The 21728-nt window shown below is 66.4% G+C and carries 20 protein-coding genes; 12 read left to right on the plus strand and 8 right to left on the minus strand.

The window, feature by feature from the left end; translation table 11 throughout:
- Positions 1 to 19: 19 nt before the first annotated feature.
- Positions 20 to 445 carry a ferric iron uptake transcriptional regulator gene (gene fur, locus ABT392_RS18040; RefSeq protein WP_334279496.1) on the minus strand — a complete coding sequence of 142 codons (426 nt, stop codon included), beginning with the start codon at positions 443 to 445 and terminating at the stop codon, positions 20 to 22.
- Positions 446 to 574: 129 nt separating this feature from the next.
- Here fur and ABT392_RS18045 point away from each other — a divergent pair, with 129 nt between their 5' ends.
- The 9 genes from ABT392_RS18045 to ABT392_RS18085 all read left to right on the plus strand — a co-directional run bounded on the left by ABT392_RS18045 (position 575) and on the right by ABT392_RS18085 (position 10495).
- Complete coding sequence (locus tag ABT392_RS18045; RefSeq protein ID WP_334279497.1) at positions 575 to 1105, plus strand: outer membrane protein assembly factor BamE; 531 nt, start codon at positions 575 to 577, stop codon at positions 1103 to 1105.
- On the plus strand, positions 1102 to 1920 hold the full coding sequence (gene dapB, locus ABT392_RS18050; protein WP_395385028.1) for a 4-hydroxy-tetrahydrodipicolinate reductase: 819 nt from the start codon (positions 1102 to 1104) through the stop codon (positions 1918 to 1920). Before ABT392_RS18045 ends, dapB begins: the two co-directional genes overlap by 4 nt.
- Before the next feature lie 25 nt (positions 1921 to 1945).
- Entirely contained in the window at positions 1946 to 2593 is a 648-nt protein-coding gene (locus ABT392_RS18055) for a MotA/TolQ/ExbB proton channel family protein (protein ID WP_334279500.1), read from the plus strand.
- 85 nt (positions 2594 to 2678) lie between these two features.
- Positions 2679 to 3101: an ExbD/TolR family protein gene (locus ABT392_RS18060; protein ID WP_395385027.1), complete on the plus strand. Its 423-nt coding sequence runs from the start codon at positions 2679 to 2681 to the stop codon at positions 3099 to 3101.
- Between the two features lie 99 nt (positions 3102 to 3200).
- The gene (leuS, locus tag ABT392_RS18065) at positions 3201 to 5849 is read left to right on the plus strand and encodes a leucine--tRNA ligase (RefSeq protein ID WP_395385026.1); all 2649 of its coding nucleotides are present in this window, start codon (positions 3201 to 3203) and stop codon (positions 5847 to 5849) included.
- Positions 5849 to 6352 (plus strand): LPS-assembly lipoprotein LptE, encoded by a 504-nt coding sequence (locus ABT392_RS18070; RefSeq protein ID WP_334279504.1) that lies wholly within the window; start codon positions 5849 to 5851, stop codon positions 6350 to 6352. Before leuS ends, ABT392_RS18070 begins: the two co-directional genes overlap by 1 nt.
- A gap of 4 nt (positions 6353 to 6356) precedes the next feature.
- Positions 6357 to 7421, plus strand: coding sequence for a DNA polymerase III subunit delta (gene holA, locus ABT392_RS18075; protein ID WP_395385025.1), 1065 nt, complete (start codon positions 6357 to 6359; stop codon positions 7419 to 7421).
- Positions 7422 to 7484: 63 nt separating this feature from the next.
- The gene (locus ABT392_RS18080) at positions 7485 to 8078 is read left to right on the plus strand and encodes a methylamine utilization protein (RefSeq protein ID WP_334279506.1); all 594 of its coding nucleotides are present in this window, start codon (positions 7485 to 7487) and stop codon (positions 8076 to 8078) included.
- 8 nt (positions 8079 to 8086) lie between these two features.
- On the plus strand, positions 8087 to 10495 hold the full coding sequence (locus tag ABT392_RS18085; RefSeq protein ID WP_334279507.1) for a putative bifunctional diguanylate cyclase/phosphodiesterase: 2409 nt from the start codon (positions 8087 to 8089) through the stop codon (positions 10493 to 10495).
- Between the two features lie 56 nt (positions 10496 to 10551).
- Here the strand turns inward: ABT392_RS18085 and ABT392_RS18090 are convergent, their stop codons facing one another.
- From ABT392_RS18090 to thiL, 4 genes are read right to left on the minus strand one after another with little or no spacing between them, the layout of a single operon-like run.
- Positions 10552 to 11514 carry a 2-hydroxyacid dehydrogenase gene (locus ABT392_RS18090; RefSeq protein ID WP_395385024.1) on the minus strand — a complete coding sequence of 321 codons (963 nt, stop codon included), beginning with the start codon at positions 11512 to 11514 and terminating at the stop codon, positions 10552 to 10554.
- A 31-nt stretch (positions 11515 to 11545) separates the two neighbouring features.
- Positions 11546 to 12046, minus strand: a complete 501-nt coding sequence (locus tag ABT392_RS18095) for a CinA family protein (RefSeq protein ID WP_395385023.1) — start codon at positions 12044 to 12046, stop codon at positions 11546 to 11548.
- 11 nt (positions 12047 to 12057) lie between these two features.
- The gene (locus tag ABT392_RS18100) at positions 12058 to 12588 is read right to left on the minus strand and encodes a phosphatidylglycerophosphatase A family protein (RefSeq protein WP_464970837.1); all 531 of its coding nucleotides are present in this window, start codon (positions 12586 to 12588) and stop codon (positions 12058 to 12060) included.
- Positions 12581 to 13555 carry a thiamine-phosphate kinase gene (gene thiL, locus ABT392_RS18105; protein WP_395385021.1) on the minus strand — a complete coding sequence of 325 codons (975 nt, stop codon included), beginning with the start codon at positions 13553 to 13555 and terminating at the stop codon, positions 12581 to 12583. The genes ABT392_RS18100 and thiL overlap by 8 nt, the downstream gene beginning before the upstream one ends.
- 107 nt (positions 13556 to 13662) lie before the next feature.
- Here thiL and ABT392_RS18110 point away from each other — a divergent pair, with 107 nt between their 5' ends.
- From ABT392_RS18110 to ABT392_RS18120, 3 genes are all read left to right on the plus strand, one after another.
- On the plus strand, positions 13663 to 15957 hold the full coding sequence (locus ABT392_RS18110) for an NADP-dependent malic enzyme (RefSeq protein WP_334279513.1): 2295 nt from the start codon (positions 13663 to 13665) through the stop codon (positions 15955 to 15957).
- A gap of 228 nt (positions 15958 to 16185) precedes the next feature.
- The gene (locus tag ABT392_RS18115; protein WP_334279514.1) at positions 16186 to 16575 is read left to right on the plus strand and encodes a guanyl-specific ribonuclease; all 390 of its coding nucleotides are present in this window, start codon (positions 16186 to 16188) and stop codon (positions 16573 to 16575) included.
- Positions 16576 to 16627: 52 nt separating this feature from the next.
- Positions 16628 to 17023 (plus strand): barstar family protein, encoded by a 396-nt coding sequence (locus tag ABT392_RS18120; RefSeq protein WP_334279515.1) that lies wholly within the window; start codon positions 16628 to 16630, stop codon positions 17021 to 17023.
- Positions 17024 to 17280: 257 nt separating this feature from the next.
- Here the strand turns inward: ABT392_RS18120 and rsmA are convergent, their stop codons facing one another.
- The 3 genes from rsmA to ABT392_RS18135 are packed head-to-tail and all read right to left on the minus strand — an operon-like array spanning position 17281 to position 21710.
- Positions 17281 to 18051 (minus strand): 16S rRNA (adenine(1518)-N(6)/adenine(1519)-N(6))-dimethyltransferase RsmA, encoded by a 771-nt coding sequence (rsmA, locus tag ABT392_RS18125; RefSeq protein WP_334279516.1) that lies wholly within the window; start codon positions 18049 to 18051, stop codon positions 17281 to 17283.
- 4 nt (positions 18052 to 18055) lie between these two features.
- On the minus strand, positions 18056 to 19387 hold the full coding sequence (locus tag ABT392_RS18130) for a peptidylprolyl isomerase (RefSeq protein WP_395385020.1): 1332 nt from the start codon (positions 19385 to 19387) through the stop codon (positions 18056 to 18058).
- A complete protein-coding gene (locus ABT392_RS18135; protein ID WP_464970838.1) occupies positions 19380 to 21710 on the minus strand; it encodes an LPS-assembly protein LptD in 2331 nt (776 codons plus the stop codon). The genes ABT392_RS18130 and ABT392_RS18135 overlap by 8 nt, the downstream gene beginning before the upstream one ends.
- Positions 21711 to 21728: the final 18 nt, after the last annotated feature.

The following is a 21728-nucleotide window of genomic DNA, read 5'->3' on the forward strand; positions in this document are numbered from 1 at the left end:
CCGGCTGCCGGCGCGTCAGTCAGCCGCGGTGCGGGCAGGCCGTCTTGGTGCAGGCGGCGTAGAGAGCCAGCGAATGCTCTTGCAATTCGAAGCCACGCTCGCGTGCAATCGCGTGCTGCCGCTCCTCGATGGCGGGGTCGTAAAACTCCTCGACCCGGCCGCAGGTGAGGCAGACCAGGTGGTCATGGTGATGCCCCTGGTTCAGCTCGAACACGGCCTTGCCGGTCTCGAAGTGATTGCGGGACAGCAGGCCAGCCTGCTCGAACTGGGTCAACACCCGGTAGACCGTGGCCAGGCCGATGTCCGCGCCTTCGGTCAAGAGCGCCTTGTAGACGTCTTCAGCCGTCATGTGCCGCTGCGCCGTGTTCTGGAACACCTCCAGAATCTTGATGCGGGGCAGAGTGGCTTTGAGGCCGCTGTTCTTGATCTCTTCGGTCTGGTTCATCGGGTTTGAGCGCAGCCGGCCGCATCCGGGGCCTGCCGCTAGAATGCGCCGATCATAGCCAGCTTGGCTGCTCTCGCGACACGGCAAGTCCTACACATGCGCTCGATTTCCAGAACTGCGTTGCTCCCGTTGACGGCCCTGTCCGCCCTGCTTGGCGGCTGCTCGTCCCTGCCCTCGCTGAGTGACCTCACCAGCATCACCGGCGAAAAGATGATGGGCATCGTCACCCCTTATCGGGTCGAGGTGGTGCAGGGCAACGTCCTGACCAAGGAACTGGTCGCCAAGGTCAAGCCCGGCATGCCCCGCGCGCAAGTTCGCGACCTGCTCGGCTCGCCGCTCCTGACCGATGCCTTCCATGAAGATCGCTGGGACTATGTGTTCACGATCCAGCGCCAGGGCGCCCTGCCGCAGAACCGCAAGGTCGTGGCCCTGTTCGACGGCGACAAGCTGAAGTCGCTGGAAGTGCCGGACGACCTGCCGGCCGAGAGAGACTTCGTCACCGCGATCAATACTTTCAAGCCGACCGGACCGGTTCCCAAGCTGAGCCTCAGCGAGGCCGAGCGCAAGGCACTGCCGTTGCCGCCCAAGGCCGCTGCCCAGCCGGCGCAGGAGCCCACCGGCGCGGTGCGCACCTATCCGCCGCTGGAGCCGCGCTCGTGACGAGCGGAAGCAAGAAAATCCGTATTGCCATCGCCGGGGCCTCGGGCCGCATGGGCCGCATGCTGCTCGAAGCGGTTCACCTGGCGCCTGACTGCGAACTCAGCGGCGCGCTGGCCCGCGAAGGCAGCGAAAGCCTGGGGGCAGACGCCTATGCCTTCCTCGGCCAACGCAGCGGCGTGACCATCACCGCGGACCTGCGTGCCGCCCTCACCGGCGCCGATGTCCTGATCGACTTCACCCGCCCCGAAGGCACGCTGGCCCATCTGGCCATCTGCCGCGAGCAGGGCGTGCGCGCCGTGATCGGCACCACCGGCTTCAGCGAGGCGCAAAAGGCCGAGATCGCCGAGGCCGCAAAGCAGGTCGGCATCATGATGGCGCCAAACATGAGCGTGGGCGTGAACGTCGTGCTGCGCCTGCTGGACATGGCGGCCAAGGCCCTGAACGAAGGCTACGACATCGAGATCATCGAAGCCCACCACCGCCACAAGGTCGACGCCCCGAGCGGCACCGCGCTGGCGATGGGGGAAGCCGTCGCCCACGCACTGGGCCGTGACCTCAAGCAATGCGCCGTCTACGGCCGCGAAGGCGTGACGGGCGAACGTGATCCATCGACCATCGGCTTTGCCACCGTGCGCGGCGGCGACATCATCGGCGACCATACCGTGCTGTTCGCCGGCACCGGTGAGCGCATCGAGATCTCGCACAAGTCCAGCAGCCGTGCCACCTATGCCCAGGGCAGCCTGCGCGCCTCGCGCTTCCTGATGGGCGCCGGGCCGGGGCTGTACGGCATGAACGACGTGCTGGGCCTGAACTGAAACAAGAACACACCATGGGCGGCCTATGAGTGGAGTCGGCGATTTCTGGATGCAAGGTGACCTGGTCACCCGTTTGGTTGCCCTGCTGCTGCTCTTGATGTCGATCAGCGCCTGGGTGGTGATCTTCTGGAAGAGCTGGGTCCTGCACCGCACCCGCCGCGACATCGTCCGTGCCGTGCCGGCCTTCTGGGCCGCCGCCTCGCTGGCTGACGGCCGCCAGGCCTTGCAGAACTTTGACCGCGAGCAGGTTCTGCTGCCCCTGCTGGACGCCGCCGCAGCTGCCGCCAACAGCGGCACGCTGGAATCCGCCGGCCGTCGCGAATCGCAACTCACCCGCCGCCTGCGCGACGCGCTGCATTCAGTGCTCGGCCGCCTGCAATTCGGCCAGGTGCTCCTCGCGTCCATCGGCAGCACGGCGCCCTTCGTGGGCCTGTTCGGCACGGTCTGGGGCATCTATCACGCGCTGGTCGGCATCTCGGCCAGCGGCGCCATCTCCATCGAGAAGGTCTCCGGCCCGGTCGGCGAAGCGCTGATCATGACCGCCGCCGGCCTGGCCGTGGCCATTCCTGCCGTGCTGGCCTACAACATCTTCGGCAAGCGCGTCGCTGCTTGCGAAGCCGAGCTTGAAGGCTTTGCGCATGACCTGCGCGAGCTGCAATCTCACCAAGCCTGAAGAATTGTGAGCCCCCACGCTCTCTTCATTCGCCGCCCCCCAAGGGGGCGCTCAGCGCCCTTCGGGCGGCCGGGCGGGCGCTGATATGGCCTTTGGTCGCCTTGAGCGCAGCGACTTGCCCAAGCCCATGGGCGAGATCAACATGACGCCGCTGATCGACGTGATGCTGGTGCTGCTGGTGATCTTCATGATCACCGCGCCTTTGATGAGCAGCTCGCTGCGCATGGACCTGCCGCAAAGCGCCGCGGGCACCCCTTCGGATGCACCGCAGTTCCTCGCCGTGGCCATCACGCCCGATGGCTCGCTCTACATAGGCGACAGCAAGGTCGGACCGGCCGAATTCCAGGTCCGTATCAAGGCCCAGGCCCAGGCCCGCCCCGACACCGAAGTGCAATTGCGCGCCGACAAGGCCGCGCCCTATGGCCAGGTGGCCGAGCTGATCGGCTGGGTGCAGGCCGGCGGCCTGAACCGCATCGCCTTTGTCACCGAGACGCCGGCCGCCCCCTGAACGGTCGAAGCGCCAGGCGGCCAGCCGCTGGGCCCTCCTTCTACAATCCCCTCCTTTCGCGCCCCATGCCGGGGCTGCGCGCCGTGAGCCTTTGCCAGCATGAACGACAAGTACGCACCGAACGAGATCGAAGCCGCCGCCCGCCAGTACTGGAACGAGCGCGACGCCTACAAGGTCGTTGAAGACCAAAGCAAGCAAAAGTTCTACGCCTGCTCCATGCTGCCCTATCCCAGCGGCAAGCTGCACATGGGCCACGTGCGCAACTACACGATCAACGACATGCTGACCCGCCAGCTGCGCATGAAGGGCTACAACGTCCTGATGCCGATGGGCTGGGACGCCTTCGGCCTGCCGGCCGAGAACGCGGCGATGAAGAACAAGGTGCCGCCGGCTCAGTGGACCTACGACAACATCGCCTACATGAAGTCGCAGATGCAGGCGATGGGCCTGGCGATCGACTGGTCGCGCGAAATCGCCACCTGCACGCCCGAGTACTACAAGTGGAACCAGTGGCTGTTCCTGAAGATGCTGGAAGCCGGCATCGCCGAGCGCCGCACGCAAGTCGTCAACTGGGACCCGGTCGACCAGACCGTGCTGGCCAACGAGCAGGTGGTGGACGGCCGAGGCTGGCGCTCCGGCGCGCTGGTCGAGAAGCGCGAGATCCCGGGCTACTACCTGAACATCGTCAAGTACGCCGACGAGCTGCTGGCGGCCGTGGCCGACCCGACGAGCCCGCAATACCTCTCAGGCTGGCCCGAGCGCGTGCGCCTGATGCAGGAAAACTGGATCGGCAAGAGCGAGGGTGTGCGCTTCGCCTTCCCGCATGAGATCAAGGGCGCCGATGGCTCCCTGATCCAGGACGGCAAGCTGCACGTCTTCACGACACGCGCCGACACCATCATGGGCGTGACCTTCTGCGCCGTGGCGCCGGAGCATCCGCTGGCCTCGCATGCTGCGGCATCGAACGCAGCGCTCGCTGCCTTCATCGATGAATGCAAGCGCGGCGGCACGACCGAAGCCGAGCTGGCGACGCAAGAGAAAAAGGGCATGGCCACCGGCCTGTTCGTCACGCATCCGCTGACCGGCGCTGAAGTCGAGGTCTGGGTCGGCAACTACGTCTTGATGAGCTATGGCGACGGCGCCGTGATGGGCGTGCCGGCGCATGACGAGCGCGACTTCGAGTTCGCCAAGAAGTACGGCCTGGCCATCAAGCAGGTCGTGGCCGTCGAAGGCGAGAGCTACAGCACCGACGCCTGGGCCGAGTGGTATGGCGACAAGCAGAAGGGCGTCTGCATCGAGTCCGGCATCCTGAACGGCCTCTCCTACAAGGCCGCCGTCGACAAGGTGGCCGCCCTGGTCGGCGAGAAGAATCTCGGCGCCAAGAAGACCACCTGGCGCCTGCGCGACTGGGGCATCAGCCGCCAGCGCTACTGGGGCACGCCGATCCCCATCATCCATTGCGAAGAGCATGGCGCCGTGCCGGTGCCTGAGAAGGACCTGCCGGTCGTGCTGCCCGAGGAATGCATCCCGGACGGCAGCGGCAACCCGCTGCGCAAGCATGCCGGCTTCCTGAACGTGGCCTGCCCGACCTGCGGCAAGCCGGCGCAGCGCGAGACCGACACCATGGACACCTTCGTGGATTCGTCCTGGTACTTCATGCGCTACTGCGACGCGAAGAACAGCGAGGCCATGGTCGGCGACGGCACGGCCTACTGGATGCGCCAGGGCGCCGCGATGGACCAGTACATCGGTGGCATCGAGCACGCCATCCTGCACCTCTTGTACGCCCGCTTCTGGACCAAGGTGATGCGCGACCTGGGCCTGGTGAAGATCGACGAACCCTTCACCAAGCTGCTCACGCAGGGCATGGTGCTGAACCACATCTACTCGCGTCGCAACGAGAAGGGCGGCATCGAGTACTTCTGGCCGCATGAGGTCGAGAACACGTTTGACGAGGGCGGCAAGATCACCGGCGCCAAGTTGAAGAGCGATGGCTCGCATGTGGACTACGAGGGCGTGGGCACGATGTCCAAGTCCAAGAACAACGGCGTCGATCCGCAGGAGCTGATCAACCAGTACGGCGCCGACACGGCACGCCTGTTCGTGATGTTCGCTTCGCCGCCGGAACAGACGCTGGAATGGAACGATGCCGGCGTCGAAGGCGCGCACCGCTTCCTCAAGCGCGTCTGGGGCTTTGGCGCCAGGAATGCCGAAGCCATCAAGGCCGCCGGCACCGACATTGCTGCGCTGAGCAGCGACGGCAAGGCCCTGCGCCGCGAGGTGCACCTGGTGCTCAAGCAGGTCTCGTACGACTACGAGCGCATGCAGTACAACACCGTGGTCTCGGGCGGCATGAAGCTGCTGAACGCGCTGGAAGGCTTCAAGGCTGGCGGCCAGGACGCGGCCGTGCGCGAAGGCTTCTCGGTGCTCCTGCGCGTGCTCTACCCGGCCTGCCCGCACATTGCCCACACGCTGTGGCAGGACCTCGGCTTTGCCGCCGAGCTCGGTGACCTGCTGGACGCGCCCTGGCCCGTGGTCGACGAGTCCGCCCTGGTACAAGACGAGATCGAGCTGATGCTGCAGGTCAACGGCAAGCTGCGCGGCGCCATCAAGGTGGCGGCGGGTGCGGACAAATCCGTCATCGAAGCGGCGGCACTGGCCAACGAGGAGTTCCACAAGTTCTCCGAAGGCAAGACGCCGAAGAAGATCGTCATCGTGCCGGGCCGCCTGGTCAACGTGGTCGTCTGATGCCCGCCCTGCTCTCGCGCCGCCGTTTTGCCCTCTTGCTGCCGGCCACGCTGGCAGCCTGCGGCTTCGAGCTGCGGCGCGACAGCGAGCTGAAGATCCACGCGATCTCGCTGCAAGGTTTCAAGCCCGAGTCGCCGATGCTGGCCGAGCTGCGCCGCCAGCTGGGCCACAGCCAGGTGCGACTGGAAGACGATCCGCAAAAGGCCGAGCTGATCCTCGAAACCAAGCGCGACCTGCGCGACAAGACGGTGGTGGCGTCCACCAGCGCCGGCCAGGTGCGTGAATGGCAGTTGCGCCTGCGCTTCGATTTCCTCTTGCGCACGCCCGGCGGCGAGGTACTCCTTCCGCGCACCGAAATGCGCCTGACCCGCGAAATGAACTACACGGAGACGGCAGCACTGGCCAAGGAGCAGGAAGAGGCAGCGCTCTACCGAGCCATGCAATCCGACGCCGTGGCACAGATCATGCGGCACCTGGCAGCGGTCCGGCTTCCCACCACCTGATCCCATGCAACTGCGCGCCGAGGCCTTGCAGGCCCATATCGCCAAGGGCCTGAAGCCGATCTACACGGTCCATGGCGACGAGCCCCTGCTCGCCCAGGAAGCGGCCGACACGATACGCGCCGCGGCACGCGCACAGGGCTACGCCGAGCGCAAGGTCTTCACCGTGGCCGGCGCCCATTTCGACTGGAGTCCGGTGCTCAATGCGGCCCAGGCCATGAGCCTGTTTTCCGAACGCCAGTTGATCGAGATCCGCATTCCTTCCGGCAAGCCCGGCAAGGACGGCTCCGAGGCCCTGCAGCGCTATTGCGAGGCAGCGCCCGAAGACATACTCACGCTCATCACCCTGCCGCGCCTGGACAAAACCCAGCTCGGTAGCGCCTGGTTCCTGGCGCTGGATGGCGCGGGCGTCACGCTCAAGGTCGAGCCGGTCGAGCGCCGAGCGCTGCCGCAGTGGATCGCCCAACGTCTCGCCGCCCAAGGGCAGCGCGTGACCGAGGGCGAGGAGGGCCAACGCGCGCTGGCCTTCTTTGCCGACCGCGTCGAAGGCAACCTGCTGGCGGCGCACCAGGAGCTGCAAAAGCTCGCGCTGCTGCATCCGGCCGGCGAGCTGACTTTCGAGCACATCGAGCAGGCCGTCCTGGACGTGGCCCGCTTCGACGTCTTCAAGTTGAGCGAAGCGGTGCTGGCCGGCCAGACCGCCCGCGTGATGCGCATGCTCGGCGGCCTGGAGGCCGAGGGCGAAGCGGCTGTGCTGGTGCACTGGACGCTGGCCGAGGACATCCGGGCACTGAAAAGGGTGCGCGACGGCATGGACGCCGGCAAGCCGCTGCCGATGGCGCTGCGCGAAGCGCGCGTCTGGGGCAACAAGGAGCGGCTCTTCGAGCGCCTGCTGCCCGGGCTCAAGACCCGCGAGCTGGCCCGCCTGCTGGAGGCAGCTCAGGTGGTGGACGGCATCGTCAAGGGCCTGCGCCATCCGCAGTGGCCTGCCGAGCCCTGGGCCGCACTGCAGCGCCTGGCCATGATGCTGATGCGCGAAGCTGCGCCAAAGGCCGCACCGGGCCGGCATTAATCCGCGGGGCGCCCGGGCGAATCGGGTTATCGTGCAAGCTGCATCTCACCTAGCATCCTGCCCATGCGACCTCGCCTGCCCCTGATCGTCGCCCCCCTGTTGCTGAGTCTGGCCGCTACGGCTTCTGCGGCGCCCTGGACTGTGATCGTGCGTGGCCCCGACGGCAAGCCGCTGGCTGACGCGGTGGTGGCCGTGGAGATCAAGGGCCAGCACAGCAGCACCACAAGCGCCAAGGCCGAGATCTCGCAGAAGGACCGCAAGTTCCTGCCCTATGTGCTGGTGGTCCAGACCGGCACCGCCGTGAACTTCCCGAATTTCGACACGGTGCGGCACCACGTCTACTCCTTCTCGCCGACCAAGAAGTTCGACTTGAAGCTCTATGCCGGCACGCCGGCAGCGCCGGTGGTGTTCGACAAGGCCGGCGTCGCCACGCTGGGCTGCAACATTCATGACCAGATGAGCGCCCATGTCGTGGTCGTCGACACCCCCTTGTTTGCCAAGACCGATGCCGCTGGCGTTGCCAGGCTGGACCTGCCCGCTGGTGAGCATCAACTCAAGACCTGGCACCCCAGGCTGCCGGATCCGCGCCTGCAAGCCCAGGCGCTGACAGTGGGCGGCACAGCCGGCCAGACCGTCGTGACGCTGCAGGTGGAGTGACACCGCGCATGAGGCTGCCCCGCTTCCTCGACCCGCGCCGCCTCGAAGGCCGCATCGTCGCCATGTGCCTGGGCCTGCTGCTGGCGGTGCAGCTGCTCAGCTTCTACATCATCGGTATCAGCGTCGAGCGCAATGCCGAGGCCTCGATCTCGGCCCAGCTGGAAACCGGCGAGCGAATGCACCGGCGGCTGCTGGTCTCCGAAGCCGAGAAGCGCAGCGATGCAGCCCGTGTGCTGGCCTCGGACTATGGCTTCATCGAGACCATTGGCAAGGGCGAGGGTGTGCAGGACGTGGCCACCATCAAGGACGCTCTGAGAAACCACGGTGACCGTATCGGCGCCTCGGTGGTGGTCTACACCGATCAGCAGTTGCACCTGGTGGCCGCCACGCGAGACGAGCAGGTCCAGGCCTTCGTCAAGCTGCTGGCACCCATGACCCGCCGCGCCAAGTGTCGCGGCAGCAGCGATCCGGTCCAGGGGCCCAATCTGGCCATCGTCGGCGACATGCCTTACCAGGTGGTGGCAGTGCCCGTGTGCACGCCGGCGCCCAACGGCTGGGTGCTGATGGCCTTCGCGATGGATGCCTCGACGCTGCAGGACCTCAAGCAGCTCTCGCGGCTGGATGCCATCATCGTCAACAACGGGCCGGACTGGCACAGCCTGGTGAGCAGCCTGCCCGCGGAAGCTGCCAGCGTACTGGCGCCGCAAATCACGGCAGACGGCACCCTTTTCAAGCTCAACCTGGCCGGCGAACACCTGCGCGGCCGCTATGTCAGCCTGGTGCGCGAAGGCTCGCAGGAGGTCGGCGCCGTGCTGCTGCGCTCCTTCGACGAGGCGGTGGCACCCTACCGCAAGCTGCAATGGACCCTGCTGGGCCTGACAGGCGCCGGCGCCGCGGCGTTTGCGCTTTTGAGCATCCCGTTCGCACGCCGCATCACGGAGCCGATCAAGGCTCTGGCCGAATCGGCCAAGCGCCTGGGTCGCGGCGATTACGACACGCCGATCGAGCGCCGCTCGTTCGATGAGGTCGCTGCCCTGGCCGGCGCCTTCGAGGCGATGCGGGTGGACATCCGCAGCCGCGAGGAGCAGGTGCATCGCCTCGCTTTCTGGGACCCGCTGACTGGTTTGCCCAACCGAGAACAGTTCAGCCAGCGCCTGCATGAGCAGCTGGCAGAAGGTCAGCCCTTCGCCGTACTGATGCTGGACCTGGACCGCTTCAAGCATGTCAACGACGTGCTCGGCCATGCCTTCGGCGACAAGCTCTTGTGCAGCGTCGCGCAGCGACTGGGCCAGATCTCGCCCAGCGAGCGCGGCATGCTGGCGCGCTTGGGGGGCGATGAGTTCGTGCTGCTGCTGGAGCGGGCCGATGCCAGGGCCGCGCAGGCACTGGCGCAGCGCATCCTGACCGACTTCGAACAGCCGCTGCATATCGAAGACCAGACCGTGGACATTGGCGCGGGCATCGGCATCGCGCTGAGCCCCGCGCATGGCCAGGAGGTCAGCCTCCTGATGAGCCGCGCCGAGCTCGCCATGTACTCGGCCAAGCGGCGGCAATGCGGCAGCATGACCTACGAGGCATCGCTGGATGCAGGCAGCCAGGAGTCGCTGTCGCTCTTGACCGAACTGCGCCGCGCGGTCGAGAACAACGAACTGAGACTGTTCCTGCAGCCCAAGGTCGACCTGAAGAGTGGCGCCGTCATCAGCGCCGAGGCGCTGGTGCGCTGGGAGCATCCGCAGCGCGGCCTGGTGCCGCCGATGGAATTCATCCCGTTCGCGGAGCAGACCGGCTTCATCCGGCAGTTGACAGCCTGGGTGCTGGCCGAATCGGCCCATGCGCTGAAGCTGGCGCAGGGCCATGGCTTTGACCTGCGCATCAGCGTCAACCTGTCCACCCGCGACCTGCTGGACCAGGACCTCCCGACCAAGATCGACCAATTGCTGGCCGGCTATTCGGTGACGCCCCAGGGCCTGTGCCTGGAGATCACCGAAAGCGCAATCATGGACGATCCACAGCGGGCCTTGCAGACGCTGGAGCGCTTGAGCGAAATGGGCTTCAAGCTGTCGATCGACGACTTCGGCACGGGCTACTCATCGCTCGCCTACCTCAAACGTCTGCCGGTCAATGAGCTGAAGATCGACAAGAGCTTCGTGATGGCGATGGAGCGCGACCTGGACGACGCGCGCATCGTGCGCTCGACCATCGAGCTGGCGCACAACCTGGGCTTGACCGTCGTTGCCGAGGGTGTCGAAACCGGCAAGGCCTGGAAGCTGCTGGCGGAGCTGGGTTGCGACGAAGGCCAGGGCTATTTCATCAGCCGGCCCATGCCAACGCCCAGGTTCTTCGAGTGGCTGCAGGGCTGGCAGGCGCCGGACCTGAGCGGCGAAACGCTGGATACAGCATTCGCAGATCTCGGCTGAGGCGAGCCTCGCCCAGCCCTTGCAACTGCATGGCGCCGGGCCTTGTGCGCGCGGCCTCAGTAACCTCGCTGGCGCTGCACGACGTGCAGGAGCGGCCGGCCGGCACGCACGGCGAGCACATTGGCAGCCACCACGGCCGCCGCCGTGCGCGCATCGGTCTGCGCGGCGGTATGCGGCAACACGGTCACCTGCGGATGCGTCCAGAAGCGATGCTCGGACGGCAGCGGCTCCTGCTGGAACACGTCGAGCACCGCATGGCCGATCTGGCCGCTGTCCAGCGCCGCCAGCAGGTCAGCCTCCACCACATGAGCGCCGCGCGCCAGGTTCACCAGCGTGCTGCCCTTCTTGAACTGCGCGAGGCGCCTGGCGTCGAAGAAATCGCGGGTGGCAAGCGTCAGGGGCAGGAGATTGACCACCGTGTTGGCTGAAGCCAGTTCCCAGGCCAAGGCGTCTTCGCCATGGCTGCAGGCCACACCGGGCAAGGTCAGCTCGCGCGTGGACCAACCGCTGACCGCATAGCCCTGCCCCGCCAGCGCGCGCGCCACGCGGCCGCCCAGCTCGCCCAGGCCCAGCACCAGCACGCGCCATTCGGAAGCACGGCGGTACTTGAGTGCATGCCACACGCCTTCGCGCTGCTGCGCCTGCAACTCGAAGAAGCGCCGATGCAAGCTGAGCACCGCCCACAGCGCGGTGTGCACCATGGCCTCGTTCATGGCCGGATCGACCATGCGTGCCAGCGGCACCGCGGACGGGAGCGTCGCATCGTTCAGCAACTTGTCGACGCCGGCCCAGACCGACTGGATCAGCTTCAGCTGGGGCAGGCCCTGCAAGCTGCCGGCCGGTGGGTTGGCCACGATGGCCACCTCCACCTTGGCGGCCTGGGCCGGGTCGGTGGGCGGCTGCAAAAGCCACTCCTCATGCGGCAAGGCCTCCTGCAGGGCAGACAGGTATTGCGCACGCTCGTCCTGCGCAGCCGGGTCGCTGCTGCCGTTCCAATGTCCGACAAGAAGAAGGCTCATGTGCAGTGCTCCCTTGCGGCGGCCCGCCGGCTCACGATTCTTTCTCCTCGACCGCTTCGCACAGCGCCATCAAGCCGGCGCGCAGCGTCGCGGCGCGCACCTCGTGGCGGCCGCCTTCGAACAACTCTTTCCAGACATTCGTCGGCGTGCCTTTATGCGCAAGCGCCAGCCACACGGTGCCCACAGGCTTGCTGGCGCTGCCGCCAGTGGGGCCGGCGATACCGGTGACGGCGAGTGCCCAGTCCAGCGGCGCGTGAGCCAGCAGGCCGCGCGCCATGTGGTGGGCCACTTCGCCACTGACCGAGCCATGCAGGGAGATCAGCGCCGCCGGCACGCCCAGCAATTCGGTCTTGGACTGGTCGCTGTAACTGACCACGCCGCGCTCGAACCACTGGCTGGATCCCGACACACTGGTGCAGGCAGCGGCAATGAGGCCGCCGGTGCAGGACTCGGCCGTGCCCATGCGCTCGCGGCGCCGGATCAGGGCCACGCCGATGCGATCGATCAGCTCGTTTTCCTCTGGAAAAAGCATGGTTCAGCCTTTCATCCGAAGACAGCGCGCCACAGCGCGATCACGGCAAGCGTACATCCGGCAGCGACGAAATCGTCAAACAAAATGCCGAAGCCTTGCGCCCAGCCCACACGCGCGCCAGGGCGCCCCTTGAAGAGGCTGTCGGCCCAGCGCACCGGGCCCGGCTTGGCGGCATCGAAGTAGCGGAACAGCCCAAAGGCGACGGCCTGGCCCAGCAGGCCGACGGGCATCACCATCCACAGCACCAGCCAGAAGGCCAGCACCTCGTCCCAGACGATGGCGCCGGGGTCAGGTATTGCCAGGTTGCGAGCGGTGACGGTGCAGGCCCACCAGCCCACCAGCGTGCCGCCGCCTATCAGCGCGGCCCAGCCGAGGTTGCTCAACCAGGGGTTGATCACGAGGAAGGCCAGCCAGGCCCACAGCGTGCCGGCCGTGCCAGGCGCCTTGGGCGAGAGCCCGCTGCCAAAGCCCAGGGCGATCCAGTGCGCCGGGTGGCGCAGCATGAAGCCGGCGGTGGCGCGGCGAGGAGCTTGCTCAGGCATGCGGCGTCTTGAAATGGTCGAAGGAATCGAATGTGGCTGGCACGGCCTTGCCGACGGCATCCACCAGTCGCAGCCCGGCTCGCTCCTCGATGCAGCCGATGCGGGCCACCGGCGTGTCGGCCGCGCGCGCGGCGGATTCGACGGCAGTTCGGGCCGATACAGGTGCGGTGAAAAGCAGCTCATAGTCATCGCCGCCACTGAGCGTGCACAGGTGTTGTACAGCCAGGCGCTGCACCGACATGATGCTGCTGCGCGGCAGCGCATCGACCTCCAGCGTGCAACCGACCTCGGAGCGCGCGAGCACATGGCCGAGATCGCCGATCAGGCCGTCCGAGATGTCGATGGCACTGCTGGCGATGCCGCGCAAGGCCTGGCCCAGCGCCACGCGCGGCTGCGGCACTTCCATCGCGCTGCGAACGCGCTCGAACTCATCGCCGGGCAGACTCAAGGCACCCCGGAACACTTCCAGCGCAAGCCGCGCGTCGCCAACCTGGCCGCTGACGTACACATCGTCGCCCGCAGTCGCGCCACTGCGCAGCAAGGCCTGGCCTCGCGGGGCCTCGCCAAACACCGTGATGCAGAGGTTCAGGGGGCCGGCCGTGGTGTCGCCGCCGATGAGCGGGATGTCATGCGCATCGGCCAATGCGAACAGGCCGGCGGCAAAGCGCTCCAGCCAGGCCGCATCGGCTCGCGGCAGAGCCAGGGCCAGCGTGAAGCCGCGTGGCGTGGCGCCGCAGGCCGCCAGGTCGCTGAGATTCACCGCCAGCGCCTTGTGACCCAGCCGCTCCGGCGCGACGGTGGCGAGGAAGTGGCGCCCTTCGACCAGCATGTCGGACGAGACCAGCACTTGCCGGCCCGGTGTCGGCGTCCACACCGCGCAGTCGTCGCCTATGCCCACGTCAATGCCGGGCTGCGGGCGAGCGCGCTGGAAGAAGCGCTTGATCAGGTCGAATTCGCCAAGAGACATGGCCGCATTCTCGCAGTCGAGTCCTTGTCCGGGCACTGTCGGACAGCTGTCAGCTGCACTCCTACAATCACTGCCCGATCTTGCACGGCCCTCACGCCACCGAGCCCATGTCCACGTCCGACGAAAAAAGCGCAGAACTCCGCAAGGCCGCACTCGAATATCACGAGTTTCCGACCCCGGGCAAGATCGCCATCGCGGCGACCAAGCAGCTGGTGAACCAGCGCGACCTGGCCCTGGCCTATTCGCCCGGCGTGGCTGCGGCCTGTGAAGAAATCGTGGCCGATCCGGCCAATGCCTTCCGCTACACCTCGCGCGGCAACCTGGTCGCCGTGGTCACCAACGGCACGGCCGTGCTGGGCCTCGGCAACATCGGCCCGCTGGCTTCCAAGCCGGTGATGGAAGGCAAGGGCGTGCTGTTCAAGAAGTTCGCCGGCATCGATGTGTTCGACCTGGAGATCCAGGAGAACGACCTCGACAAGCTGGTGGACGTGATCGCCGCGCTGGAGCCGACGTTTGGCGGCATCAACCTCGAGGACATCAAGGCGCCCGACTGCTTCTACGTCGAGCGCAAGCTGCGCGAGCGGATGAAGATCCCGGTCTTCCACGACGACCAGCATGGCACGGCCATCGTGGTCGGCGCGGCCTTCCTGAACGGCTTGCAGGTGCTGGGCAAGGACATCAAGCAGGTCAAGCTCGTGACCTCGGGCGCAGGCGCCGCGGCGCTGGCTTGCCTGAGCCTGCTCGTGAAGCTGGGCCTGCCACGCGAAAACATCTGGGTGACCGACCTGGCCGGCGTGGTCTATGAGGGCCGCACCGAGCTGATGGACCCGGACAAGGCCCAGTTCTGCCAGAAGACCGATGCGCGCAGCCTGCGCGACGTGATCCAGGGCGCCGACGTGTTCCTGGGCCTGTCGGCCGGCGGCGTCCTGAAGGCCGACATGGTGGCGACCATGGCCGCTCGGCCGATGATCTTCGCGCTGGCCAATCCGACGCCGGAGATCCTGCCGGAAGAGGTCAAGGCCGTGCGCACGGACGCCATCATGGCGACCGGCCGCACCGACTATCCAAACCAGGTCAACAACGTCCTGTGCTTCCCCTACATCTTCCGCGGCGCGCTCGACTCCGGCGCCACGACCATCACTGATGAGATGGAAATCGCCGCCGTGCGCGCCATCGCCGAGCTGGCCCAGGCCGAGCAGAGCGAGGTGGTCGCTGCGGCCTATGCGGGTGCCAATCTCTCGTTCGGACCCGAGTACCTGATTCCCAAGCCCTTCGACCCGCGCCTGATGATGAAGATCGCGCCGGCCGTGGCTCAGGCGGCTTTTGCATCGGGCGTGGCTGCGCGCCCGATCAAGGACATGGACGCCTACCGCGAGAAGCTGCAGAGCTTCGTGTACGCGTCGGGCACGACGATGAAGCCGATCTTCAACGTGGCCAAGCGAGCGCAGAACAAGCGCGTGGCTTACGCCGAAGGCGAGGAAGAGCGCGTCCTGCGCGCGGTGCAGGTGGTGGTGGACGAATGCCTGGCCCGCCCGACCCTGATCGGTCGCCCCGAAGTCATCGCCGAGCGCTGCGAGCGCTTCGGCCTGCGCCTGAAGCAGGACCGCGACTACGACATCGTCAATGTCGAGCAGGACCACCGCTACCGCGACTACTGGCAAACCTACCACCAGATGACCGAGCGCAAGGGCGTGACCCAGCAGCTCGCCAAGATCGAGATGCGTCGCCGCCTGACGCTGATCGGCTGCATGATGCTGCACAAGGGCGAGGTCGACGGCATGCTCTGCGGCACGTGGTCGAACACGGCCATGCACCTGCAGTACATCGACCAGGTCATCGGCAAGCGACCCGGTGTCAAGAATTTCGCCTGCATGAACGGGCTGATCCTGCCGGGCCGCCAGGTCTTCCTGGTCGACACGCATGTGAACTACGACCCGACGGCCGAGCAGTTGGCCGAAATCACCCAGATGGCAGCCGAGGAGCTGATGCGCTTCGGCATACGCCCCAAGGCCGCGCTGCTCTCGCACAGCAACTTCGGCTCCAGCAACAACCCCTCGGCCGTGAAGATGCGCGACACGCTGGCCCTGTTGCAACAGACGGCACCCTGGCTGGAGGTGGATGGCGAGATGCACGGCGACACGGCGCTCGATGCAGCCTACCGCGCCCAGCTGATGCCGCGCTCCACCCTGACCGGCGAAGCCAACCTGCTGGTGCTGCCCAATATCGACGCCGCCAACATCTCCTACAACCTGCTCAAGACCACGGCCGGCGGTGGCATTGCCATCGGCCCGGTGCTCTTGGGTGCGGCCAAACCGGTGCATGTGCTGACGCCTTCGGCCACGGTGCGACGCATCGTCAACATGACGGCCCTGACCGTTGCCGACGCCAACGCGGCGCGCTGAGCGCCCATCTGACCCGGCTGTTTACAAAAGTTTGTAAGAGCTCACCAGACGCAGAATTCGGTCCAATATTCATAGCCAGCCGATCGCATAGCAACTGTGTGCGCACACTAACTCAGCTGGAATTCCCGTCCAGGCCGGGGGTGGCGGCTTGAGCTTTTCGAGCCCATTCGGTACCATGTTGCCTTTCAGGAACAGGGTAAACCCGTGTCTTTGCTCGATCGGTCACCGATGTGGCCATCTTGGCGCCGTCTTGGTCTGGCAGCCGTCTTCGCGACGAGTCTGGCCGTCGGCGCCCAGGTGCAAGCCAAGGAATCGGCGCCCGGCATGGCCACGGTGTCCTTGTCGGCATTGCCTTCGCAGGCCCAATCCACGCACAGCAAGATCCTCGCCGGGGGGCCCTTCCCCTACGACAAGGACGGCAGCGTGTTTGGCAATCGCGAAAGGCTGTTGCCGATCAAGGCCAGGGGCTTCTACCGCGAATACACCGTCAAGACGCCCGGCGCACGCAACCGGGGTGCCAAACGGCTGATTTGCGGCGGCACGCCACCATCCCAGCCTGAAGTTTGCTTTTACACCGACGACCACTATGCGAGCTTCCGGCGCGTGACAACGCCCTGAAGCCAGCGGACCGGCGGCCCAGAGTTGATGACTATATAGGAGGAACGTGACCATGCTTTTGCAGACCGTCCGTCCCAATATCGTGCAGGCCATACGGGCCTACCGCGTAGAGGACTTGATGCAGGCAGCACAGGATGCCGGCCAGCATTTCCTGTACGCCAACTTGACCGAGGCACAGTCCAAGCAGGACGTCCTCGAGGGCATCGCCCAATCGTTTCTGTTCCCGGCCCATTTCGGCAAGAACCTGGACGCTCTGTACGACTGCATGACCGACCTGGTCCACAAATCCGGCAGCCAGCCGGGCTTTGTGGTGGTGCTGGAGCAGTTGCCCGACAACATCCGCTTCGACCGTGAAGCACGCGAGCAACTGCTCGACGTGTTCCGGGAAGCCGCCGACTACTGGGGCGATAGAAAGATCCAGTTCAGGTGCTTCTATTCTTTTCAGTAGCCCGCTCACAAGAGAATGTCTCTTGGGAGCGGGCTACCGAAGAAGTCCCCGCACCAGTTGCCACCAAGCCGGCGGCAAAGAACAGCAAGGCAGCCGCCAATGCGAACTTCGGCATGAACATGCCGATGATGAGCAGCGCATTTGATACGGCCATGTGGCTCAGCGCGGCTTGATCGCCTGAACACACGCCAAGCAAGAAGAGGCCCCGCGGGGCCTCTTTTTTATTGCCTGGTCCCGAGTGGACCTCGCCAGGCCCCTCAGGGCTTGGCTTCGCTCAAGGCCTGGGCCAGCGCCACGAACTCTTCCACCGGCACTTCCTCGGCCCGGCGCTGCAGGTCGAAGTGGCCCGTGAAGCCCCGCGCCGTCAGCCACACGCCCAGGCTGTGGCGAAGGAGCTTGCGGCGCTGCGAGAAGGCGGCCGCCACCATCTCGCCCAGCAGCGCAGGGTCCAGCGCCGGCGGCACCGCATAGGGCTGCATGCGCACGATGGCCGAGTCGACACGCGGCGGCGGGTCGAAGGATTCCGGCGGCACGTCCAGGATCGACTCGACCCGGTAGCGCCACTGCAGCATCACCGACAGGCGGCCGTAGTCCTTGTTGCCCGGGCTGGCCGCCATGCGGTCGACCACTTCCTTCTGCAGCATGAAATGCTGGTCGGCCACGCTGTCGACAAAGCCGAGCAGATGGAAAAGTATGGGCGTGGAGATGTTGTAGGGCAGGTTGCCGACCACGCGCAGCTTCTGGCCCTTGACCTCAGCCAGCGCGCCGAAATCGACCTTCAGCACGTCGGACTCGATGACCTCCAGCCCCTCGCGCTTGCGCAGCTTGGCTGCCAGGTCGCGGTCCAGCTCGACCACGGTCAGGGGCTGGATGCGTGCCAGCAAGGGCAGGGTCATCGCACCCAGGCCAGGCCCGATTTCCACCACCGCCTCGCCGGCTTGCGGGTCGATGGCATCGACGATGGCGTCGATGATGAAGCGGTCGGTCAGGAAATGCTGGCCGAAGCGCTTGCGGGCGATGTGGGCCATCAGCTTACAAGTTCCACTCGCGCATCTCGACGAAGGCCTTGGCGCGCAGGTCCTTGACCCAGTCCTGGTAGGCCTCTTCGTACTTCTGCTCGCGCAGGGCCGAACGGGCCTGCTCGCGCTGCTGCTTGACGTCCACCTCGACCACGCGGCGCTCGAGCACCTGGATCAGGTGCACGCCAAAGCGCGACTGCACGGCGCCCGACATGCCTTGCAGCGGCAGGGCATTCATCGCTTCCTCGAACTCGGGCACGAAATTGCCGGGCCCAACCCAGCCCAGGTCGCCACCGGCCGAGGCGCTGCCATCTTCAGAATTGTCTCGAGCGATGTCTTCGAACTTGGCCTTGCCCGATTCGATCTGGCGCTTGAACTCCATCAGGCGCTGGGCCGCCACTTCAGCCGTCAGCTGGGGCGAGGTGCGCAACAGCACATGGCGGGAACGGGTTTGCGTGACCTGGTTGATGGCCAGGGGGGCCTGGCGCTCGATCAGCTTGAGGACATGGAAGCCCGACGGCGAGCGCAGCACGGTCGGACGCAGCTCGCCGCTCTTCAGGCCCTTGACGCCGTCCACCAGCAGGTCGGGCAGACGCTCGGCAAGGCGCAGGCCGATCTCGCCGCCCTTTTCGCGGAAGCTGTCCTCGGACAGTTCCTTGGCCACCTTGGCAAAGTCTTCGCCGGCCTTGATGCGGGCCAGCGCGCCTTCGGCACGGGCCTGGCGCTCTGCCACCACGGACTCCCCAGCACCTTCGGGCACGCTGATCAGCACCTGCCCGATGTTCAGCTGCGGGTTCTTGTTGGCCTTCTCAAGCTGGTCCAGCAGGTACTTGTCGATCTCGGCATCGCTGATCTTGATGCGCTTCTGCACTTCCGATTCGCGCACCCGCTCCATCAGCATCTGGTCGCGCATGTTGTCACGGAAGCGCCGGTAGTCCATGCCATCGGCCTTGAGACGCTCGCGCAGCTGCTCCATGGTGAGCTTGTTCTGTGCCGCGATATTGGCCACCACGCGGTCGAGCTCGGGCTCGTCCACCTTGGCGCCGGACTCGCGGGCATTGGTGATCAGCACGCGGTCGACGATCAGTGCCTCCAGCGCCTGCTTGCGCAGTTCTTCCAGCTCCAGCACTTCGCCGCGACGGCGGCTTTCCTCGCGCAACTGCGCGATACGCCCGAGCACCTCGCTGGCGGCCACCACGTCGGAATTGACAACCGCGGCGATCTGGTCGCCCGGCCGCACGGTGCTCGTGCTGCCTTGAGCCTGGGCGGGCAGGGAGCTCATGGCGGCAAAGGCAGCACAAAAGGCCGCGGCCGAGGCCAGGAAACGGAAAGAGCGATCAGTCATAGGAGGCATCGGGGCTGGCCGAGCGGTCAGAACTCAGGGGACGGTAACCGGGGATATTGTCTCTCAGGACCTTGAGGGCGTTGGAACCCAGTCTGGACAGGCCCACCAACTCCAGCTGCAGGAGCAATCGGGTATTGGTCTCGGCCCGGCCAGTGGACAACCTTTCGGCACCCACGCGCAGGATCCAGCAGCCGGCGTCGTACTCGACGCCGACCACCGAATCGGTGAAGCGGCGGTCCCGCAGGCTGTACTGGACCCGGCCCGCGCTGTACCAGGCGCCGCCGCAGCTGCCACCCGCGCTGTCGCGACGGGGGCTGCCATCAGCCTGGGCACCGAAAAGCGGCCATTGCCAGCCCAGTTCGACCTGCTCGCTCTGGCCCCGGGCCAGGCGGTAGGCGGCACTGACGGTGCGGAACGGGCCCGGCGAATAGCGCAGCGAAGTCACCGTCCGCACGGCCCGGCTGCTGTCCGGGTTGTATTGCACCGCGGCGTCCATCCACCACTGCGTGTTCAGGTGGGCCGAGCCGAGCAGCAGCAGGTCGGACAGGCGCTGCGTCTGCGGCTGGCCGTCCGGCGTGATGCGCTGGTCGCGGAACAGATAGCGCTGCACCAGGCCCAGGCGCAGCAATTCGCCGCCCTGCGACGGATTGACCCAGCGGCTGATCGCACCAAAGCTCAGCTGGTGGTTGTCGGACACACGGTCGACACCCGAGAACTGGTTGTCGGTGTAGATCGAGTCGAAATTGAAGTCTTTCGGCGCCGCATCGAAATTGGGCATCCCGGACTGATCGCGGAACGGTGTGTTCACGTAGAGCAGGCGCGGCTCCAGGGTCTGCAAGGTGCCGCGGCCGAACAGCGCGGTCTGGCGCTCGAACACCCAGCCCTGGTCCACGCTCAAGCTGGGCACGCTGCGCGACATGCTGCGTCGGCCATCCATCTGCGTCTGGTCAAGCGAATAGGCGGCGGCATTGAGCGACAACTTGGGTATCAGCCACCAGCCTGCGCCGCCAAAGGGCAGGCTGACATGGCCCAGCAGATGCGCCCGCTGGCCGCTGGGCAAAGTGCTGCGCTGGCTGTCCAGCGCTTCACGTGGCAGCTCGAAACGGTTGTATTCCAGCTCCACCGCGCCTTCCAGGCGAGCCCGGCGGCCCCAGGGCCGGAAGCCCGCCATCACCGCGTCGTCGGCCTCGGTGGACAGGCGCAGCCCGACCTGGGGCACGCGCTGGTAAGGCGTCTCGAAGCGGGTGAGCGGATCGGCGCCCTGCAATGCCTGCCAGGCCTGGACGCGGGCATAGGCCTGGGCCTCGCCCCATTCGCGCTGCACCGAGCGGCCAAAGCGCAGGTCGGTGCCCAGCAGCCGAGGCGTCTGGCTTTGCAGGCGCTTGGGCAGGTCTTTCCAGTATTCGTCGTCGGAGGCGCGTTCGGAGCGGATCTGGTAGCGCCAATCGCGGCCGACTTCGCCCTGCTGGGCCAGGTCGAGCGCCCAGCGCGCACGATTGGCCACGCGGTCGTTCGGCAACCAAGCCAGCTTGATCTCGCCGTTGTGGCCGGGCTCGAGATAGCGGTACTCGCTGTCCAGGCCCGCACCACGGCGTGTCATGATGAAGGGAGTCAGCGTCGCGTCGTGCTGCGGCGCAATATTCCAGTAGTAGGGCAGGCCCAGCTCGAAGCCGCTGCGGTTGTCCAGGCCGATGTTCGGCGGCAGCCAGCCCGACTTGCGGGTCGAACCCAGGGCGAAGCTGATCGTCGGCGCCGCCAGGATCGGCACGCCGTAGAAGCGCAGCACCGCGCCGCTGGCGATGCCTTCATTCGCTTCGAAGTCCATGCGCAGCTGCGTGGTCGTCAGCTGCCAGGCCGGCTCCTTGCCGTCCTCGACCGGGCAGGAGCTGTAGGTGCCGCCATCGGCCAGCACCCGCTGCTGCCCGATGAAGCGCAGGCGTTCGGCCTTGCCGCCGCCACCGGTCAGCGAGAAGAAGTAGCTGGGGTCCAGGAACTCGCCCTCGAAGCGCTGCACGAACAACTGCAATTCGCTGCCGCGAAACACATTGCCGGCGACGCTGACCTCCACCTTGCCGGTGGCACGCGCTTCGTCGCTTGGCTGCAGGTAGCTGAGCCTGTCGGCCTTCATCAGCAGCTCGCCATAGCGCAGCTCGGCTTCGCCTTCGGCCATCGACAACTGATCCAGCTGGCTTTGCAGGCTTTTGGCGCTGAGCACCACGGCGGGTTTCACCCCGCTGCTGCTGCCCGGCATCGTCAGCACCTTGGCGCGACGCAGCTGCAGACCGCCCTCTTGCGCCGCGGCCAGGCCGCTGGCGGCCATCATCAGGACCAGGGGCAGCAG

This window comes from Paucibacter sp. JuS9 (assembly GCF_044043925.2).
In the GTDB taxonomy this organism is placed as follows: domain Bacteria; phylum Pseudomonadota; class Gammaproteobacteria; order Burkholderiales; family Burkholderiaceae_C; genus JAUASW01.

Coding starts and splice junctions, on each gene's coding strand:
- fur (WP_334279496.1), bottom strand. CDS start 445: ATGAACCAGACCGAAGAGATCAAGAACAGCGGCCTCAAAGCCACTCTG.
- ABT392_RS18055 (WP_334279500.1), top strand. CDS start 1,946: ATGAGTGGAGTCGGCGATTTCTGGATGCAAGGTGACCTGGTCACCCGT.
- ABT392_RS18060 (WP_395385027.1), top strand. CDS start 2,679: ATGGCCTTTGGTCGCCTTGAGCGCAGCGACTTGCCCAAGCCCATGGGC.
- leuS (WP_395385026.1), top strand. CDS start 3,201: ATGAACGACAAGTACGCACCGAACGAGATCGAAGCCGCCGCCCGCCAG.
- ABT392_RS18070 (WP_334279504.1), top strand. CDS start 5,849: ATGCCCGCCCTGCTCTCGCGCCGCCGTTTTGCCCTCTTGCTGCCGGCC.
- holA (WP_395385025.1), top strand. CDS start 6,357: ATGCAACTGCGCGCCGAGGCCTTGCAGGCCCATATCGCCAAGGGCCTG.
- ABT392_RS18080 (WP_334279506.1), top strand. CDS start 7,485: ATGCGACCTCGCCTGCCCCTGATCGTCGCCCCCCTGTTGCTGAGTCTG.
- ABT392_RS18085 (WP_334279507.1), top strand. CDS start 8,087: ATGAGGCTGCCCCGCTTCCTCGACCCGCGCCGCCTCGAAGGCCGCATC.
- ABT392_RS18090 (WP_395385024.1), bottom strand. CDS start 11,514: ATGAGCCTTCTTCTTGTCGGACATTGGAACGGCAGCAGCGACCCGGCT.
- ABT392_RS18095 (WP_395385023.1), bottom strand. CDS start 12,046: ATGCTTTTTCCAGAGGAAAACGAGCTGATCGATCGCATCGGCGTGGCC.
- ABT392_RS18100 (WP_464970837.1), bottom strand. CDS start 12,588: ATGCCTGAGCAAGCTCCTCGCCGCGCCACCGCCGGCTTCATGCTGCGC.
- thiL (WP_395385021.1), bottom strand. CDS start 13,555: ATGTCTCTTGGCGAATTCGACCTGATCAAGCGCTTCTTCCAGCGCGCT.
- ABT392_RS18110 (WP_334279513.1), top strand. CDS start 13,663: ATGTCCACGTCCGACGAAAAAAGCGCAGAACTCCGCAAGGCCGCACTC.
- ABT392_RS18115 (WP_334279514.1), top strand. CDS start 16,186: ATGTGGCCATCTTGGCGCCGTCTTGGTCTGGCAGCCGTCTTCGCGACG.
- ABT392_RS18120 (WP_334279515.1), top strand. CDS start 16,628: ATGCTTTTGCAGACCGTCCGTCCCAATATCGTGCAGGCCATACGGGCC.
- rsmA (WP_334279516.1), bottom strand. CDS start 18,051: ATGGCCCACATCGCCCGCAAGCGCTTCGGCCAGCATTTCCTGACCGAC.
- ABT392_RS18130 (WP_395385020.1), bottom strand. CDS start 19,387: ATGACTGATCGCTCTTTCCGTTTCCTGGCCTCGGCCGCGGCCTTTTGT.
- ABT392_RS18135 (WP_464970838.1), bottom strand. CDS start 21,710: ATGATGGCCGCCAGCGGCCTGGCCGCGGCGCAAGAGGGCGGTCTGCAG.